Annotated in this window: 17 protein-coding genes; 6 read left to right on the top strand and 11 right to left on the bottom strand. The window is 72.0% G+C overall.

Going from position 1 to position 15741, the window contains the following annotated elements; genetic code table 11:
- Positions 1 to 9: 9 nt before the first annotated feature.
- The 3 genes from ACGWYJ_RS20815 to ACGWYJ_RS20805 all read right to left on the bottom strand — a co-directional run bounded on the left by ACGWYJ_RS20815 (position 10) and on the right by ACGWYJ_RS20805 (position 2750).
- Positions 10 to 1257, bottom strand: coding sequence for an RNA polymerase sigma factor (locus tag ACGWYJ_RS20815; RefSeq protein WP_395107841.1), 1248 nt, complete (start codon positions 1255 to 1257; stop codon positions 10 to 12).
- Complete coding sequence (locus ACGWYJ_RS20810) at positions 1182 to 1535, bottom strand: YciI family protein (RefSeq protein WP_395107840.1); 354 nt, start codon at positions 1533 to 1535, stop codon at positions 1182 to 1184. The genes ACGWYJ_RS20815 and ACGWYJ_RS20810 overlap by 76 nt, the downstream gene beginning before the upstream one ends.
- Positions 1536 to 1607: 72 nt before the next feature.
- Entirely contained in the window at positions 1608 to 2750 is a 1143-nt protein-coding gene (locus tag ACGWYJ_RS20805) for an ROK family protein (RefSeq protein ID WP_395107839.1), read from the bottom strand.
- A gap of 150 nt (positions 2751 to 2900) precedes the next feature.
- On the opposite strand from ACGWYJ_RS20805, the gene edd reads away from it, so the two are divergent.
- The 3 genes from edd (at position 2901) to ACGWYJ_RS20790 (ending at position 6078) form a co-directional block, all read left to right on the top strand.
- Positions 2901 to 4781, top strand: coding sequence for a phosphogluconate dehydratase (edd, locus tag ACGWYJ_RS20800; RefSeq protein ID WP_395107837.1), 1881 nt, complete (start codon positions 2901 to 2903; stop codon positions 4779 to 4781).
- Between the two features lie 79 nt (positions 4782 to 4860).
- Positions 4861 to 5484: a bifunctional 4-hydroxy-2-oxoglutarate aldolase/2-dehydro-3-deoxy-phosphogluconate aldolase gene (eda, locus tag ACGWYJ_RS20795; protein ID WP_395107836.1), complete on the top strand. Its 624-nt coding sequence runs from the start codon at positions 4861 to 4863 to the stop codon at positions 5482 to 5484.
- Between the two features lie 6 nt (positions 5485 to 5490).
- Complete coding sequence (locus tag ACGWYJ_RS20790) at positions 5491 to 6078, top strand: LuxR C-terminal-related transcriptional regulator (protein ID WP_395107892.1); 588 nt, start codon at positions 5491 to 5493, stop codon at positions 6076 to 6078.
- Positions 6079 to 6098: 20 nt separating this feature from the next.
- Here the strand turns inward: ACGWYJ_RS20790 and ACGWYJ_RS20785 are convergent, their stop codons facing one another.
- Together ACGWYJ_RS20785 and ACGWYJ_RS20780 are read right to left on the bottom strand one after the other, a co-directional pair.
- Positions 6099 to 6542, bottom strand: a complete 444-nt coding sequence (locus ACGWYJ_RS20785) for a DUF1707 domain-containing protein (RefSeq protein ID WP_395107835.1) — start codon at positions 6540 to 6542, stop codon at positions 6099 to 6101.
- A 2-nt stretch (positions 6543 to 6544) separates the two neighbouring features.
- A complete protein-coding gene (locus tag ACGWYJ_RS20780; protein WP_395107833.1) occupies positions 6545 to 7258 on the bottom strand; it encodes a PadR family transcriptional regulator in 714 nt (237 codons plus the stop codon).
- A 352-nt stretch (positions 7259 to 7610) separates the two neighbouring features.
- Between ACGWYJ_RS20780 and ACGWYJ_RS20775 the strand changes: the two genes are divergently transcribed.
- The 3 genes from ACGWYJ_RS20775 to mug all read left to right on the top strand — a co-directional run bounded on the left by ACGWYJ_RS20775 (position 7611) and on the right by mug (position 11759).
- Entirely contained in the window at positions 7611 to 10391 is a 2781-nt protein-coding gene (locus tag ACGWYJ_RS20775; RefSeq protein ID WP_395107832.1) for an aconitate hydratase, read from the top strand.
- 85 nt (positions 10392 to 10476) lie between these two features.
- Positions 10477 to 11196: a sulfite exporter TauE/SafE family protein gene (locus tag ACGWYJ_RS20770; protein WP_395107830.1), complete on the top strand. Its 720-nt coding sequence runs from the start codon at positions 10477 to 10479 to the stop codon at positions 11194 to 11196.
- Positions 11196 to 11759 (top strand): G/U mismatch-specific DNA glycosylase, encoded by a 564-nt coding sequence (gene mug / locus ACGWYJ_RS20765; protein ID WP_395107828.1) that lies wholly within the window; start codon positions 11196 to 11198, stop codon positions 11757 to 11759. The genes ACGWYJ_RS20770 and mug overlap by 1 nt, the downstream gene beginning before the upstream one ends.
- On the opposite strand, the gene ACGWYJ_RS20760 is transcribed toward mug, so the two are convergent.
- From ACGWYJ_RS20760 to idi, 6 genes are all read right to left on the bottom strand, one after another.
- Positions 11743 to 12426: a Uma2 family endonuclease gene (locus tag ACGWYJ_RS20760; RefSeq protein ID WP_395107826.1), complete on the bottom strand. Its 684-nt coding sequence runs from the start codon at positions 12424 to 12426 to the stop codon at positions 11743 to 11745. The two genes, mug and ACGWYJ_RS20760, sit on opposite strands and share 17 nt — an antisense overlap.
- 29 nt (positions 12427 to 12455) lie before the next feature.
- Positions 12456 to 12887 (bottom strand): hypothetical protein, encoded by a 432-nt coding sequence (locus ACGWYJ_RS20755; protein ID WP_395107824.1) that lies wholly within the window; start codon positions 12885 to 12887, stop codon positions 12456 to 12458.
- 168 nt (positions 12888 to 13055) lie between these two features.
- A complete protein-coding gene (locus tag ACGWYJ_RS20750) occupies positions 13056 to 13694 on the bottom strand; it encodes a class F sortase (protein WP_395107823.1) in 639 nt (212 codons plus the stop codon).
- A gap of 1 nt (position 13695) precedes the next feature.
- Positions 13696 to 14316, bottom strand: coding sequence for a hypothetical protein (locus ACGWYJ_RS20745; protein WP_395107821.1), 621 nt, complete (start codon positions 14314 to 14316; stop codon positions 13696 to 13698).
- A 236-nt stretch (positions 14317 to 14552) separates the two neighbouring features.
- The gene (locus ACGWYJ_RS20740; RefSeq protein WP_395107818.1) at positions 14553 to 15005 is read right to left on the bottom strand and encodes a hypothetical protein; all 453 of its coding nucleotides are present in this window, start codon (positions 15003 to 15005) and stop codon (positions 14553 to 14555) included.
- A 53-nt stretch (positions 15006 to 15058) separates the two neighbouring features.
- Positions 15059 to 15634, bottom strand: coding sequence for an isopentenyl-diphosphate Delta-isomerase (gene idi, locus ACGWYJ_RS20735; protein ID WP_395107817.1), 576 nt, complete (start codon positions 15632 to 15634; stop codon positions 15059 to 15061).
- Positions 15635 to 15741: the final 107 nt, after the last annotated feature.

Raw genomic sequence — 15741 nt, 5'->3', positions numbered from 1 at the left:
GACCACAGATCATGTCCTATCCCCGAGCCGCCGGCGCAGGAAGTCGCGTTCGGCCTCGTTGCCGGCGCGGGCCAGGGCCGCCTCGTACGCCCGCGCGGCCTCGGAGGGACGGCCGAGGCGGCGCAGCAGGTCGGCGCGGACGGCGTGGAAGAGGTGGTAGCGGTCCAGGTCCAGACCGTCCACGAGGGCGAGCGCGGCCTCGGGCCCGTCGACCTCGGCGACGGCCACGGCGCGGTTGAGGGCCACGATCGGGGTGGGCGTGACGGCCAGGAGCTGGTCGTACAGCCGGAGGATCCGGCCCCAGTCGGTCGGCGGCGGGTCGGTGTGCACCGCGTTGATCGCGGCCTGGATCTGGTACGGGCCGGGACGGCCGCGGCGCAGGCAGCGGCGGACGAGCGCGCGGCCCTCGGCGATCTGGTCCCGGTCCCACAGCCGGCGGTCCTGGTCGGCCAGCAGCACCAGGCCGCCGTCGGGCGCGGTGCGGGCGTCCCGGCGCGAGTCCTGGAGCAGCATCAGCGCCAGCAGGCCGATGACCTCGGGCTCGTCGGGCATCAGCCCGGCCAGCAGGCGGGTCAGCCGAATCGCCTCGGCGCACAGCGCGGGACGGTGGTCGGTGTACCCCGCGTTGAAGATCAGGTACAGCACGGCCAACACCGTGCGGAGCCGGTCGGGCAGGTCGGCCTCGCGCGGCACCCGGTACGGGATCCGGGCGTCCCGGATCTTGTTCTTGGCGCGGACCAGGCGCTGCGCCATGGTCGGCTCCGGCACCAGGAAGGCCCGCGCGATCTCGGCGGTGGACAGCCCGCCCAGCAGCCGCAGCGTCAGCGCGACCTGGGTCTCGGGGGCCAGCGCCGGATGGCAGCAGGTGAAGATCAGCCGTAGCCGGTCGTCGCGCACCGGGCCCTTCTCGATGGGGTCGCCGGCGGCGTGCAGGAGGGCGGCCCGCGCGTGCCGGTCCGCGCGGGACGCCTCGCGGCGGAGCCGGTCGATCGCCCGGTTGCGCGCGGTGGTGATGATCCAGCCCGCGGGGCTGGGCGGGATCCCGTCGGACGGCCACCGCGCCGCGGCCACCGCGAAGGCGTCCTGGACCGCCTCTTCGGCGATGTCGAGGTTGCCGAAGTGGCGGGCCAGGACGGCCACCGCGCGCCCGTACTCCTCGCGGTAGACGCGTTCGATCTCGGTCAGCGGGGGTCCCCGTCGTGCATGGGCCGCACCTCCACCGGCAGCGTGGTCGCGCGGGACAGCCTGCGGCCCCATTCGAGGGCGGCGTCCAGGTCGGGGGCCGAGACGATGGTGAACCCGCCGAGGACCTCCTTGCCCTCGGTGAACGGGCCGTCGGTCAGCAGCGGCTCGCCGTCCTTGGTGCGGATGACGGTGGCGGTGCTCGGGTCGTGCAGGCCCCCGGCGAACACCCACGCGCCGGCCTCCCGCATCTCGGCGTTGAGCGCCTCCAGATCCCGCATGATCGGCTCCAGCACCTCGTCGGAGGGCGGGGGCCCGGCGGGCTGGTAGATGCTCAGCATGTAGTGCGTCATGGTTCCTCCTTCTTCCACCCTCTACACGAACGGCCCCCGCCCGTATCGACAGCGGGCGCAAAGAATTCGTGGTCAGGAGCCGCGGAGGCTTCCGGAGGCGAGGAGGGTGTCGACGGCCTCGGGGGCCAGGACGTGGTCCAGGACGAGCGCGGCGCACCCCGCCAGGCCCGCCTCGTCGCCGAGCAGGCTGGGCTCGATGCGCAGCCGCCGGGTCGCCGCGGCGGTGGCGCGCTGGTAGACGGCCTCGCGGACGCCCGCCATCAGCGGCTCCTCGGCGCCGGTGAGGTCGCCGCCGAGCACCACCACGGCCGGGTTGAGCAGGTTGACGGCGCCCGCGACGACCTCGCCGATCCGGCGGCCCGCGTCCCGTACCAGGGTCACGGTGGCGGGGTCGCCCGCGCGGGCGAGCGCCGCGAGCTCGGCCAGGTCGGCGGCGGGGGAGCGGGCGAGGAGCGCGGCGCCGCCCGCGACGGCCTCCACGCAGCCGAGGTTGCCGCAGCGGCAGCGGACGGTCCCGTCGTCGTCGCCCGCCGGGATGTGCCCGATCTCGCCCGCGGCGCCCAGCGCGCCGCGCTGCACCCGGCCGCCCAGGATGATCCCGGCGCCGATGCCGGTGGACAGCTTCACGAACAGCAGGTCGTCCACGTCCCGCCGGAACCGCGACCGGTACTCGCCGAGCGCGGCGGCGTTGACGTCGTTGTCCAGGAAGCACGGGACGGCGGCGCCGAAGCGCTCGGCGATGGGCGGGCCGATCGGGGTGCCGTCCCAGACGCCGGTGCCGGGCTCGACGGTGTCGGGGACGGCGACGCCCGCGCCCCGCACCGGCGGCGAACCGCACGCGTCGAGCAGCGCGGACCACTCGGGGAGCAGCCGCCGCAGCGTGGCGCCGGGGTCGGGACCCGGCGTGATCGCGGTGGTGGCGAGGATCGTCCCGGACAGGTCGGTGACGGCGACCTGGCCGCGCGATTGGCCGAGGTTGGCGATCAGGACGGCGCCGCCCGAGGCGTCGAACGCCAGCCGGGACGGGGGACGGCCGCCGGTGGAGGGGCCGTCGGCGCGCTCGGTGACCAGCCCGTGCGCGATCAGCTCGTTGACCCGCAGGGCCACGGCCGGCCTGGACAGGCCGGTGCGGCGGCCCAGCTCGGCCCGGGTGGACACGCCGCCCTCGCGGATGAGGCGCAGCACGTCGCCGCTGGTCGAGGGCCGCCGGGTCATCGGGACAGTGTCGCATCGACGCCTGCCTGCCACAAGTGGGCCCTCTTTTGTTAGTTTGCGTGCATAAGTCGGTTGTGATTCTTGCCCTAAGAGCGCTAGTTTCGCCGGAGTCGATCAGGAAGTCACCCCGCCGAGAGCAGGAGCGTCCCGTTGACACCCCCACTCCATCCCGTCGTCGCGCGGGTCACCGAGCGCATCGCCGAACGCGGCGCCGACCGCCGCGCCGCGTACCTGCGACGCATCGCCGAGGCCGCGTCCGCGTCATTCTGGGGGGACGACCCCCCAGAGCCCCCGGCACAAGCCGGGCGGACATCCCTCGCTCCGCTGCGGATGTCCGCCGCTCCCGCCCGCAGCGCGCTCGGCTGCGCCAACCTCGCGCACGGCTTCGCCGCCTGTAGCCCGGCCGACAAGCTCCGGCTCAAGGGGACGGCGGTGAAGAACATCGCGATCGTGTCGTCCTACAACGACCTGCTGTCGGCGCACCAGCCGCTCCGCGACTACCCGGAGCTGCTCAAGGCCGCGATCCGGGACGCGGGCGGCACGGCCCAGTTCGCCGGGGGCGTCCCCGCCATGTGCGACGGCATCACGCAGGGACGGGCCGGCATGGAGCTGTCCCTGTTCAGCCGGGACGTCGTCGCCATGGCCACCGCGGTCGCGCTGTCCCACGAGCTGTTCGACGGGGCGCTGCTGCTGGGGGTCTGCGACAAGATCGTGCCGGGCCTGGTGATGGGCGCGCTGTCGTTCGGGCACCTCCCGGTGATCCTCGTCCCGGCCGGTCCGATGCCGTCCGGGCTGCCCAACGCCGAGAAGGCGCGGGTGCGCAAGCGGTTCGCCGCGGGCGAGATCGGACGCGACGAGCTGCTGGAGGCCGAGGCCGCCTCGTACCACGCCCCCGGCACCTGCACCTTCTACGGGACGGCCAACTCCAACCAGCTGCTCATGGAGGTCATGGGCCTGCACCTGCCCGGCGCGAGCTTCGTCCCGCCGGGCACCGGGCTGCGCCGCGCGCTCACCGAGGAGGCGGGACGGCGGGTGCTGCGGCACGCCGCCCCGATCGGGGAGGTGCTGGACGAGCGGGCGTTCGTGAACGGGGTGGTCGCGCTGCTGGCCACCGGCGGGTCCACGAACCACACGCTGCACCTGGTGGCCATGGCCGCCGCCGCGGGCATCGAGCTGACCTGGGACGACTTCGACGAGCTGTCCACCGTGACGCCGCTGCTGACCCGCCTCTACCCGAGCGGCACCGCCGATGTGAACCACTTCCACGCGGCGGGCGGCACCGCCTTCCTCATCGGCGAGCTGCTCGACGCGGGCCTTCTGCACGAGGACGTGCGGACCGTCGCCGGGGAGGGCCTCGCCGCGTACCGGAGGGCCCCGGTGCTGACCGAGGACGGCCTGGACTGGCGTCCCGCCCCGGAGACCTCGGGCGACCTCACCGTGCTGCGCCCGGCCGCCGACCCGTTCGACGAGCAGGGCGGCCTGCGCACGCTGCGCGGCAACCTCGGCCGCTCCGTGATCAAGGTCTCGGCCGTCCGCGAGGAGCACCGCGCGATCGAGGCCCCCGCCCGGGTGTTCGACTCCCAGCACGACCTCCAGGACGCCTTCGCGGCCGGAGAGCTGGACGGCGACGTGGTCGCGGTCGTCCGTTTCCAGGGGCCGCGCGCCAACGGCATGCCCGAGCTGCACAAGCTCACCCCGCCGCTGTCGGTCCTCCAGGACCGGGGCCATCGCGTGGCGCTGGTCACCGACGGCCGGATGTCGGGCGCGTCCGGCGCCGTCCCCGCCGCCATCCACCTGTCGCCCGAGGCGGCCGACGGCGGGCCGCTGGCACGCGTCCGGGACGGCGACCTCATCCGCCTCGACTGCGGCAAGAACCTGCTGGAGGTGCTCGTCCCGGACGAGGAGTTCGCGGCGCGCGAGCCCGCGTCCCCGCCCGCCGGTGGCCACGACGGCACCGGAAGGGAGCTGTTCGGCGCCTTCCGGCAGGCCGTGGGCGCGGCCGAGCGCGGCGCCGCGGTGGTCCTGTCATGATCGTTACGGTGGGTGCGGGTATCCTGCCGCAGGCTTTCCCGCGGCCCGTGCCGCCTACCCGACCAACGCTGGAGTTCGCATGAAGGCCGAAGAACTGGTGGACCTCGCCCCGGTCATCCCCGTCGTGGTGCTGGACGACCCGGACGCCGCCGTCCCCCTGGCGCGGGCGCTGCTGGCGGGCGGCCTGCCGGCGATCGAGGTGACGCTGCGCACCGAGTCGGCCCTGGAGTCCATCGAGCGCATCGCCGCCGAGGTGCCGGACGCCGTCGTCGGCGCGGGCACGATCGTCACGCCGGAGGACGCGGAGCGGGCGGCGGGCGCCGGGGCGCGGTTCCTGGTCAGCCCCGGCGTGACCGACACCCTGCGGCGCGCGATGAACGCGACGGGGCTGCCGTTCCTGCCCGGGGTCTCCAGTGCGTCCGAGGCCATGGCGTTGCTGGAGCACGACGTCACGGTGATGAAGTTCTTCCCCGCCGAGCAGTCCGGCGGAGCGGCCTGCCTCAAGGCGCTGTACGGGCCGCTGCCGCAGATCACGTTCTGCCCGACCGGCGGCATCACCACCGACAACGCCCCCAAGTATTTGGAGCTGCCCAACGTGGCCTGCGTCGGGGGAAGCTGGCTGACCCCGCCCGACGCCGTCCGCAAGGGCGACTGGGGCCGCATCGAGAAGCTCGCCAAGAACGCCGCCGCGCTCACCCGGTAGCTCACTCTGTGGCTACTCGGTGGCCATGGCGCGGAGGATGTCCATGCGGGCGGCGCGGCGTGCCGGCACGGCGGCGTCGACGGCCTGACCGCCATCGAACGCATCGCCGCCCACCGCGACCCGCCCGTCATCGTCGCGCTCACCACCTTCGACGCCGACCACTACGTCATCAGGGCGCTGCGCGCGGGCGCCGCCGGATTCCTGCTGAAATCCACCCCGCCCGACGACCTCGTCGACCTCGTCCGCGTCGCCGCCGACGGCCACACCGTGATGTCCGCCGCCGCCACCCGCCGCCTCGTCGCCACCGTCACCGGACAGCAGACCGCACGCGACCGCTCCCGCGCATTACTCGACGACCTCACCGAACGTGAAACCGACGTCCTCGCCTGCCTCGGCGAAGGACTCACCAACGCCCAAATCGGCGAACGCCTCTGCCTCAGCGAGGCCACGGTCAAGGGGTACGTGTCGCGCCTGCTGGACAAACTGCAATGCGCGAACCGAACGCAAGCAGGACTACTAGCTGTTTCATTGTGGGGGAGTGACCCCCCACACCCCAGGCGGGGCCAGCGGCCCCCGCCCGGGGATGACCGCTGACCCCTGCCTTCCGAGGGTGGTCAGCGGGAGTGGGATCGGGCTGCTTGGGCTGCCTTCACCACTGCTCTGACCAGGAAGATCAGCAGGGCCACCTTGAGGACCGCCAGGACGGCGGCGCCGACGCCGCCTGTGAAGGCGACCACCGTGAACACGATCAGCAACAGGGGGAAGGCCGAGAACGCGCCGGGGCGGTGGTGGCGCGTCGGCATCCCGTGGTGGTGAGCGTGGTGGGGGTGGCGGTGCCCGTGCTTGGTCTTGGGCGCTGGTTCGGGCAGGCCGTTGGAGCCGGGCAGGTCCCCTACGATCGCCTTCAGGTCGCCCTGGGTCTTGGACGCCAGGGTCGCGTCCAGCCGCTCGTCGAGTTCCTCGCGGTCGAGGCGGCCCGCCGCGAAGTGCTCGTGGAGGGCCGAGGCCACCGCGTCCCGTTCGGCGTCGCCGATCCGCATGTCGTCCGGCTGGGTCACCGTCACTCCTCGGGTGCTTCGCGGGTCGTGGGGCCCGCGTCCTCGTCGTCCTCGGCGAGGATCAGGTAGAGGCGCCGCCGGGCGTCCGCCAGCGCCGACGTGGCCCGCGCGACCTGCTCGGGGGTGCCCGAGTGGACGATCTGCATCACCGCGGCGCCCGTCCGGGCCGCCTCCTTGAACAGGTCGGGGACGCCCTCGCCGAAGTCGGGCGCCATCGCCGCCCACGGCTCGTCCACCTCGTCGGGGTGCTCGGCGATGTGGGCGCGGCCCTCGTCGGTCAGGTGGAAGGTGCGGCGGCCGCCGTCCTCCTCGCCGCGGATCAGGCCCTCGTCCACGAGCTGCTGCAAGGCCGGGTAGACCGCGCCGGGGCTGGGCTTCCAGCCGCCGCCGCTGCGTTCGTTGATCTCCTGGATGATCTGGTAGCCGTTGCGCGGCTCCTCGGCCAGCAGCGCCAGGATGGCCGCGCGCACGTCCCCCTTGCGGGCCCTCGGTCCGCGTCCCTTGCGGCCCTTCGCCCACGGCGGGGCGCCCCGTCCCCAGGGGCCGGAGGGCGAACCCCATGGACCTGCGCCGCCGAAGAACCAGCCGGGAACCTCGCCGCGCGGGCCGCATCCCCAGCTCCAGTCGTGGGAGCGCCTGTGCGCCATCTTCGCCCCGAGCGCCGCCGCGGCGAACGCCCAGCCCAGGTCCGGTCCAGGACCGTGCCGCGTCCCCATGTGCTCCACCGCCTTTCAAGATCTCTCTTTGATCTCTCGCGATACGACAACGATATATCGAAGACGTACGGAGCGGCCAGGGGGTTCCCGGCAAAGTAACTTGATATCAAGACAAATCAGGGATAGCTTGATGTCGAGAGAAAACCTGCGGAAGTTAGGCGGCCCCGATTCTCGAGCAAGGCCGTCACTAGGGCAGGATTCAGGGGGATGGTGCACCGCCCCGCCCGGGTCTCCGCCCGCCTTTCCCCCCGCGACCGGCGTGGCGCTGGATATCCGGGCATATCGGAATATGAGGCAGTACGTCGCGCTCCCGTGCAGCACCGGACGCGCGGCGGTGACGGAGGAGGAGTCCGTGTCCGCGAACAGCTTCGGCAGCCGCAGCACGCTGCAGGTCGGCGAGACGTCGTACGAGATCTACCGGCTGGACGCCGTCGAGGGCTCGGCCCGGCTCCCGTACAGCCTCAAGGTGCTGCTGGAAAACCTGCTGCGCACCGAGGACGGCGCCAACGTCACCGCCGAGCACATCCGCGCGCTGGCCGGCTGGGACCCCAAGGCCCAGCCCAGCAAGGAGATCCAGTTCACCCCCGCCCGGGTCATCATGCAGGACTTCACCGGCGTGCCCTGCGTCGTCGACCTGGCCACCATGCGCGAGGCCGTGCGCGACCTGGGCGGCGACCCGTCCCGGATCAACCCGCTCGCGCCCGCCGAGATGGTCATCGACCACTCCGTCATCGTCGACTACTTCGGGTCGCCGGACGCCTTCGAGCGCAACGTCCAGCGCGAGTACGAGCGCAACGGCGAGCGCTACCAGTTCCTGCGCTGGGGCCAGACCGCCTTCGACGAGTTCAAGGTCGTCCCGCCCGGCACCGGCATCGTCCACCAGGTCAACATCGAGCACCTGGCCCGCGTCGTGTTCGACCGTGACGGCGTCGCCTACCCCGACACCTGCGTCGGCACCGACTCCCACACCACGATGGAGAACGGCATCGGCGTGCTCGGCTGGGGCGTCGGCGGCATCGAGGCGGAGGCCGCGATGCTCGGCCAGCCCATCTCGATGCTGATCCCGCGGGTGGTCGGCTTCAAGCTCACCGGCTCGCTGCCCGCCGGCACCACCGCCACCGACCTGGTGCTGACCGTCACCGAGATGCTGCGTCAGCACGGCGTCGTGGGCAAGTTCGTGGAGTTCTACGGCGAGGGCGTGGCCGCGCTCCCCGTCGCCGACCGCGCCACCATCGGCAACATGAGCCCCGAGTTCGGCTCCACCTGCGCCATCTTCCCGATCGACGGCGAGACCCTGTCGTACCTGCGCCTCACCGGCCGGAGCGAGGAGCAGATCGCGCTGACCGAGGCGTACGCCAAGGCGCAGGGCATGTGGCTGGACCCGTCCGTGGAACCGGAGTTCTCCGAGTACCTGGAACTGGACCTGTCCACGGTGGTCCCGTCCATCGCCGGGCCCAAGCGCCCGCAGGACCGCATCTCCCTCTCCGAGGCCAAGGAGACCTGGCGCCGGGACGTCCGCAACTACGTCTCCGCCTCCGACGTCTCCGACGGCATCGAGGGCCCGGCCGACGAGGCGTCCGCCGAGTCGTTCCCGGCGTCCGACTCCCCGGCCATCTCCCACGACGGCAACGGCGACAGGCCCCGCGAGCACGCCGCCAACGGCTCCTCGCGGCCGCACGACCCGACGCGGGTGACGCTCGCCGACGGCACGTCCTTCGAGCTCGACCACGGCGCCGTCGTGATCGCCGCGATCACCTCCTGCACCAACACGTCCAACCCGTACGTCATGGTCGGCGCCGGGCTGCTGGCCAAGAAGGCGGTGGAGCACGGGCTGACCCGCAAGCCCTGGGTCAAGACCTCGCTGGCCCCCGGCTCCCAGGTCGTCACCGGCTACCTGGAGCGCTCGGGCCTCGCCCCGTACCTCGACAAGATCGGCTACAACCTGGTCGGGTACGGCTGCACCACCTGCATCGGCAACTCCGGCCCCCTCCAGGAGGAGATCTCCAAGGCCGTGAGCGACGCCGACCTGGCCGTCACCTCCGTCCTGTCGGGCAACCGCAACTTCGAGGGCCGCATCAACCCCGACGTGAAGATGAACTACCTGGCCTCGCCGCCGCTGGTGGTCGCCTACGCGCTCGCGGGCACGATGGACATCGACATCCTCAACGACCCCATCGGCGAGGGCACCGACGGCCCGGTGTACCTGCGCGACCTCTGGCCCTCCCTTGAGGAGATCAAGGAGATCGTCGAGGGCTCGATCGGGCAGGAGATGTTCGTGCGGGACTACGCGGACGTCTTCAAGGGCGACGCGCGCTGGCGCGAGCTGGCCATCCCCACCGGCGACACCTTCGAGTGGGACCCGGACTCCACCTACGTCCGCAAGGCCCCGTACTTCGACGGCATGGGCATGGAGCCCGAGCCGGTCTCCGACATCCGCGGCGCCCGCGTCCTGGCCAAGCTGGGCGACTCGGTCACCACCGACCACATCTCCCCGGCCGGCGCCATCAAGGTGGGCACCCCCGCCGCCCAGTACCTCCAGGACCACGGCGTCGGGCCCAAGGACTTCAACTCCTACGGCTCGCGCCGCGGCAACCACGAGGTCATGATCCGCGGCACGTTCGCCAACATCCGGCTGCGCAACCAACTGCTGGACGGGGTCGAGGGCGGCTACACCCGCGACTTCACCCAGGACGGCGCGCCCCAGTCGTTCATCTACGACGCCGCGCAGAACTACGCCGCGCAGGGCACCCCGCTGGTCGTCATCGCGGGCAAGGAGTACGGCTCCGGCTCGTCCCGCGACTGGGCCGCCAAGGGCACCGCGCTGCTCGGCGTCCGCGCCGTCATCGCCGAGTCGTACGAGCGGATCCACCGCTCCAACCTCATCGGCATGGGCGTCCTGCCGCTGCAGTTCAAGGACGGCGAGTCCGCCGAGTCCCTGGGCCTGACCGGCACCGAGACCTTCGACATCACCGGGGTCGACAAGCTCAACGACGGCCCCGTCGGCGAGGTCACCGTCAAGGCGGACGACAAGGAGTTCAGGGCGATCGTCCGCATCGACACGCCGGGCGAGGCCGACTACTACCGCAACGGCGGCATCATGCAGTACGTCCTCCGCAACCTGCTCCGCAAGTAACCCGCGTCGCCATGGGCCGCCTCCGCCCCCCGGGAGGCGGCCCATGTTTTCTGGTCGGGAACTATGGGATGTAACGTCCCCGCACGTGCCCACAACGGACTTCCTCGTGGTCGGCGGGCTGGCCGCGCTGATCGGCTCCATCGTGCAGGGCAGCGTGGGACTGGGCGTGGGCCTGGTCGCCACGCCGATCGTCACGATGCTGTACCCCCACCTGATGCCCGGCGCCATCCTGGTCGCGGCGACCGTCCTGCCTCTGGCCACGCTGACCCGCGAGGTCCGGCACGCCGACCTCGGCGGCCTCGGCTGGGCCTTCGGCGGGCGCCTCATCGGCACCCCGCTGGGCGTCTGGGTGGTCGCCGCCGTCCCCACCCGCGTGCTCGGCGTCCTGGTCGGCGGGATGGTGCTGGCCGCGCTCGGCGCCGGCCTGTGGTCGGGACGGGTGCCGCGCAACCGGGGCACCCTCACCACCGCGGGGCTCGTCGCGGGCGCCACCGGCACCGCCTCGGCCATCGGCGGCCCCCCGCTCGCCCTGCTCTACCAGCACGAAAGCGGCCCCAAGGTCCGCGCGACGCTCGCGGTCTTCTTCACCATCGGCGCCGCCCTCTCCCTGACCACCCTCGCCGCCGCGGGCCAGCTCCCCGGAGAGCAGGTCACCGCCGGCCTGGCCCTCACCCCGTTCGTCCTGACCGGTTTCCTGATGGCGGGCCCGGTACGCCGGTACGTGGACGACGGCCGCATGCGCCAGGCCATCCTCATCGTGGTGGGCGCGTCCGCCGTCACCCTGATCGTCCGTAGCCTGATCTGATGCGCCCCACCAAAGAGGACCTGGAGGCGGCCCGGGACCGCGTCATCCCCGACGTCCTCCCACCCGACGGCGAACCCCTGCGCGTCCTGTTCTGCGGCATCAACCCGGGCCTCTACTCCGGCGCCACGGGCCACCACTTCGCCCGCCCCGGCAACCGCTTCTGGCCCGCCCTGCACCTGTCCGGCTTCACCCCGCGCCGCCTGGCCCCGTCCGAACAGCACCTGCTGCCCTCGTACGGATTGGGCATCACCAACCTCGCGCACCGCACCACGGCCCGCGCCGACGAACTCACCCCCGAGGAACTACGCGAAGGCGGCCTGCGCCTGCGCGCCCTCGTCGAACGCCACCGCCCCGCCTACCTGGCCGTCGCGGGCGTCACCGCGTACCGCACCGCCTTCGGCGCCCCCCGCGCACAGATCGGCCCCCAACCCGAAACCTTCGGGCCGTCCCGCCTGTGGATCCTCCCCAACCCCAGCGGCCTCAACGCAAGCTGGCACCTGACCAGAATCGCCGCCGAATTCACCCGCCTGCGCGCCTCCGCCACCCTCAGAACTCCACCATGACACCGGGGTCGAAGCTCACCTCGACGGGCACGTCCGCATGGATCACGGCCTGGAACACCGAGCCCCGCCTGGTCACCGAATCCGCCCGATAGGTGCCGGCCTCCTCGTCCAGGATCATGAGATGCACCAGGGGAACCGGCGTGAACTCGGCGATCCAGTACTGGGGGATGCCGAGCATGGCGTATTCCTTGAGCTTGCGTACCTTGTCCGTGCGCTCGCTGGAACTGCCGGGCGAGATCACCTCGATCGTCAGCAGCGCCTCGCCGCCCGGGATCGTGATGGGGTCGCGGTGGACGATGGAGGCGCGGGCCACGTCCTTGGGAACCACGAAGACGTCTGGCTTGCGAATGCCGGCGGGCGTGCTGATCTCCCATTCGCCGCCGCCGCCGGCGACGAAGGCGCCGGCGCCCGCCTCGCGCACGGCGTCTTTGATCAGATCTCGGAGCGTGTCCACCGCCCACTGGTGCGGCGCGCTCGGGGCCAACTCGACCAGCCACCCATCCTCAAGCTCAAGGCCCTTACCGTCATCCGCTCGGGCGTGCAGGTCCTCGATCGTGTACGGGCCGAAACCGCCATGGTCATGCACCCGCTGACTGCGCATGGCCCGCTCCCGTCGGTGGCGTGGTGGATCAACGTCGGTCGCGGACAACGTTACCCCTGCCGCCATGGCGACTTATCGTAGCTGATCGATTGCGCTCAGGAAGGGTGTTGGGTGGGGGTGAGCATGGATTCGACCTTGGTCAGCAGGGTTTGGGTGGGTTCCCAGAGTTCGGGGCGGCCGAGGGCGACGATGGGGCGGGGGAGGGGCCGGATGCCGGTCAGGCGCCAGTGGTGGGCGCCCGGCTGGGACCAGGGGCCGCAGTCGCAGGGGCCTTCGATCAGGGCCCTGGAGCAGACGTCGTCCAGGCGGGCGACGGCGATGACGGCGCCGATGGTGGCGAGCGGGTCGCGCGGGTCCCAGCCCGCGGAGCGGATCAGGGGATGGTCGCACGCCTTGAGGTCGACGCGCATGGAGGCGTGGATGAGCAGGGGGCCGCGGTAGGCGGTCGGCAGAGCCTGGTTGGCGATGGCCTTGCTGCTGCGGGCGATCCCGAAGGCCCAGGGCTGCTGCACGCTGATCGCCTGCACACGGACTCCAATCCGCTTCGGCCGTCTCCCGGTCGGGCCGCGACCGAGGACGGTACGGCGCGCGACGTAGAGATTTTCCCTCCATTCGCCCCGTTCGGCAAAACGGCTGCGGCCCCACCGGGTCGTTTCCCCTCCGGGAGGGGGGTGACCGGAGGGGAAACGGGCCGATCAGACGCCCTGGACCAGCTTGGCGTACACGATGATGTTGTTCCTGTAGTGGCCGCTGGACGGGTCGAAGGCGCCGCCGCAGGTCACCAGGCGCAGGGACGAGTAGTCGATCTGCTCGCCGAAGACCTTCTTGTGCGGGAACGCGTCCTTGTCCACGCTCTGGAGGCGCTCCACCGCGAACGTGGCGACGGAGCCGTTCTTCCGGGAGACCTGGATGAGGTCGCCCGGCTTCAGGTCCTTGAGCCGGTAGAAGACGGCGGCCTTCTTGTTGGCGTCGACATGGCCGAGGATCACCGCGGGCCCGGCCTCGCCGGGTGTGACCCCCTCCTTGTACCAGCCGGTGTAGTTGGGACGGCTCAGCGGCGGCTCCTCGATGCGGCCGTCGGGACGCAGCCCGATCGTGCCGACCGGGGCGGACACGCCGATCTTGGGGATCTTGATGGTCTCGGGCAGGGACTCCGCGAGCGGCGGCGCCTCCTTCAGCGTCCCCTGGGCGGCCGAGGCCGGAGGGGACGACGCGGAACCGCGGACGGTGGGCGTCCCATCACCGCCGCAGGCGCCGATCAGGAGCCCGGTGAGCAGCACGCCGGCCGCCGCGCACGCGGCGCGGCGACCGGCGATGGTGATGCGCTGGGGCAATTCAGGAACTCTCCCGCCCGGCCCGGCGGCGCAGCGCGAGCGCGCCCAGCCCCGCGGCGGCCAGCGCGGCGGCCGAGCCGCCGGCCAGCAGCGGCACGCCCGGGCCGCCCTGGGTGCTGCCGTCACCGGTGTCGATCCGCCCGCTGGGGATCTTGCCGGTCGGCTTGCCGGGCTTCATCTCGCCCTTCTCCGGGTTGGTGGTGAACGTGACCGTGCCGTGGTCCTTGCAGGTCACCCGCGCGATGGACGGGTTGGGCAGGGACGACTTGAAGGTGCCGGTGCCGGTCCAGGTGTCGTCGCCGGTCTTGCTGACCGGAAGCGGGTTCTGCGTGTAGGCGTTGCTGGTGATGGTGACCTCGGTCGGGCAGGTCACCGTGAACGTGGTCTTCCCGCCGGGCACGACCCGCGTCGTCGACAGCTTCACGTCATCGAAGCCGAACTCGAACGTCGGCGGCTCGCTCGGGTCCGGGTCCGTCGGGGTCGGGGAGTCCGACGGGTCGGGGGCCTCGGTGGTCGGCGGGCTGCTGGGGTCGTCGTTGGGCGTCGCCAGGGCAGGGCCCGCCATGCCCATGACCAGTAGTGCGGCGGCGGCGCCGGCGGCCGCCAGTCGGGTGGGATGCATCTCGCTCTCCTCGAAGAGGGAAGGGGCTTCCGCTCCCGCCCTCCACGATGCGTGTTGGCGGGGTTGCGCCGCGCTCGGCACGGGGAACACGCCCGGCCCTGCCGCGGTGTCGCGGAATCGCCGGGAGGGAGGGAACGAAAGCCAGATATCGGGCCGTGAGCCTATCCGCGTTTTCCGCCGGAAACACCGGTCGGAATGATCTCTGGCCTGTTCCGGCCGATCAGGAAACCAATGGGCTATTTCGCGCGTCGGGGGCGTTTTCCGCGTGTCATCCCTTGAGGGCTCCTGCCATCAGGCCGCGCATGAAGAACCGTCCGAGCAGCAGGTATACCAGCAGAGTGGGCAGTGAGGCGAGCAGAGCCGAGGCCATCCGCTGGTCGTACTGTACGGCGACCGCCCCCGACCCGGACGGCGCGGATGGTGCCGACCAGTTCCATATCGGTCAGTAAACCCGCCAGCGGGATCATCACCGCCTGGTACGGGATGAACATGCCGAAAAGGAACAGCGTGAACACCGCGTCCGCGCCGGGAAAGCGCCACTTCGACAGGACGTAGCCGTTGAGCGAGCCGAGCATCGCCGAGATCGGCGAGCCGGTGACGGCGATCTTGACGCTGTCCTCCAGCCCGCCGCGCAGCGACCCCCAGGCCGCCGACCAGCCCTGCGCCCTCCACTCTCCGGAAGGTTCCACGCGTCGCAAGAGCAGCAGCAGCCCGGGAAGCCGGCGCCGGGAACGTCCCGGCCCTACCAGGTCAGGAAGGGGGGAAGGCCCTCGACGCCCGCGTCGGGCCACTCCAGCGGGTCGCCGAGCGGCACCAGTTCGGCCATCTGCAGGCGGAACCAGGGGGACGCCTCGGGACGGGAGGCCAGTTCCTTGCACCGTTCCCACGTCCACCACTGGGCGTCCTCCACCTCGTCGGGGTCGAGGTGGACGGTGTCGGTCGCGGCGATGGCGCGGACCACCGGGCACCGTTCGTTCTCGACGGTGCCGTCGGCCGCCGTGGCCTGGTAGCGGAAGCCGGGCAGGATCGAGGTGAACTCCCGCGCCTCGACGCCCAGTTCGTCGCGGAGCCGGCGGGCCACGGCGGCGCGCAGACCCTCGCCCGGACCCGGGTGGCCGCAGCAGCTTCCGGTCCACACACCGGGGAACGTCCGTTTACCGAGCGCGCGACGGGTGATCAGAACCTTACCGGAGGTGTTCAGCAGGAAACACGAGAAGGCGAGGTGATAGGGGGTGGTGCGGTGGTGGCTCGGCACCTTGGGTGCCGAACCGATGGCCTCGTCGGCCTCATTGAGCAGCACGATCTCTTCGACACCCATGCCCCCTTCTTACCCCACGGCCCCCTTCCCTCGCGCGTGAGGATTTCGTGCGTGTGGCGCGAGGGAAATGAGGCCGGGCCACGCGGCGGGCAAACCGGGACTAAACT

It is taken from the genome of Actinomadura sp. SCN-SB (genome assembly GCF_043906805.1).
Classification (GTDB): domain Bacteria; phylum Actinomycetota; class Actinomycetes; order Streptosporangiales; family Streptosporangiaceae; genus Spirillospora.
This window is presented reverse-complemented; position numbering and strand designations above follow the sequence as displayed.

Coding starts and splice junctions, on each gene's coding strand:
- ACGWYJ_RS20780 (WP_395107833.1), bottom strand. CDS start 7,258: ATGGGGACGCGGCACGGTCCTGGACCGGACCTGGGCTGGGCGTTCGCC.
- idi (WP_395107817.1), bottom strand. CDS start 15,634: ATGGGTGTCGAAGAGATCGTGCTGCTCAATGAGGCCGACGAGGCCATC.
- ACGWYJ_RS20810 (WP_395107840.1), bottom strand. CDS start 1,535: ATGACGCACTACATGCTGAGCATCTACCAGCCCGCCGGGCCCCCGCCC.
- eda (WP_395107836.1), top strand. CDS start 4,861: ATGAAGGCCGAAGAACTGGTGGACCTCGCCCCGGTCATCCCCGTCGTG.
- ACGWYJ_RS20745 (WP_395107821.1), bottom strand. CDS start 14,316: ATGCATCCCACCCGACTGGCGGCCGCCGGCGCCGCCGCCGCACTACTG.
- mug (WP_395107828.1), top strand. CDS start 11,196: ATGCGCCCCACCAAAGAGGACCTGGAGGCGGCCCGGGACCGCGTCATC.
- ACGWYJ_RS20760 (WP_395107826.1), bottom strand. CDS start 12,426: ATGGCGGCAGGGGTAACGTTGTCCGCGACCGACGTTGATCCACCACGC.
- ACGWYJ_RS20815 (WP_395107841.1), bottom strand. CDS start 1,257: ATGGGGCCGCAGGCTGTCCCGCGCGACCACGCTGCCGGTGGAGGTGCG.
- ACGWYJ_RS20805 (WP_395107839.1), bottom strand. CDS start 2,750: ATGACCCGGCGGCCCTCGACCAGCGGCGACGTGCTGCGCCTCATCCGC.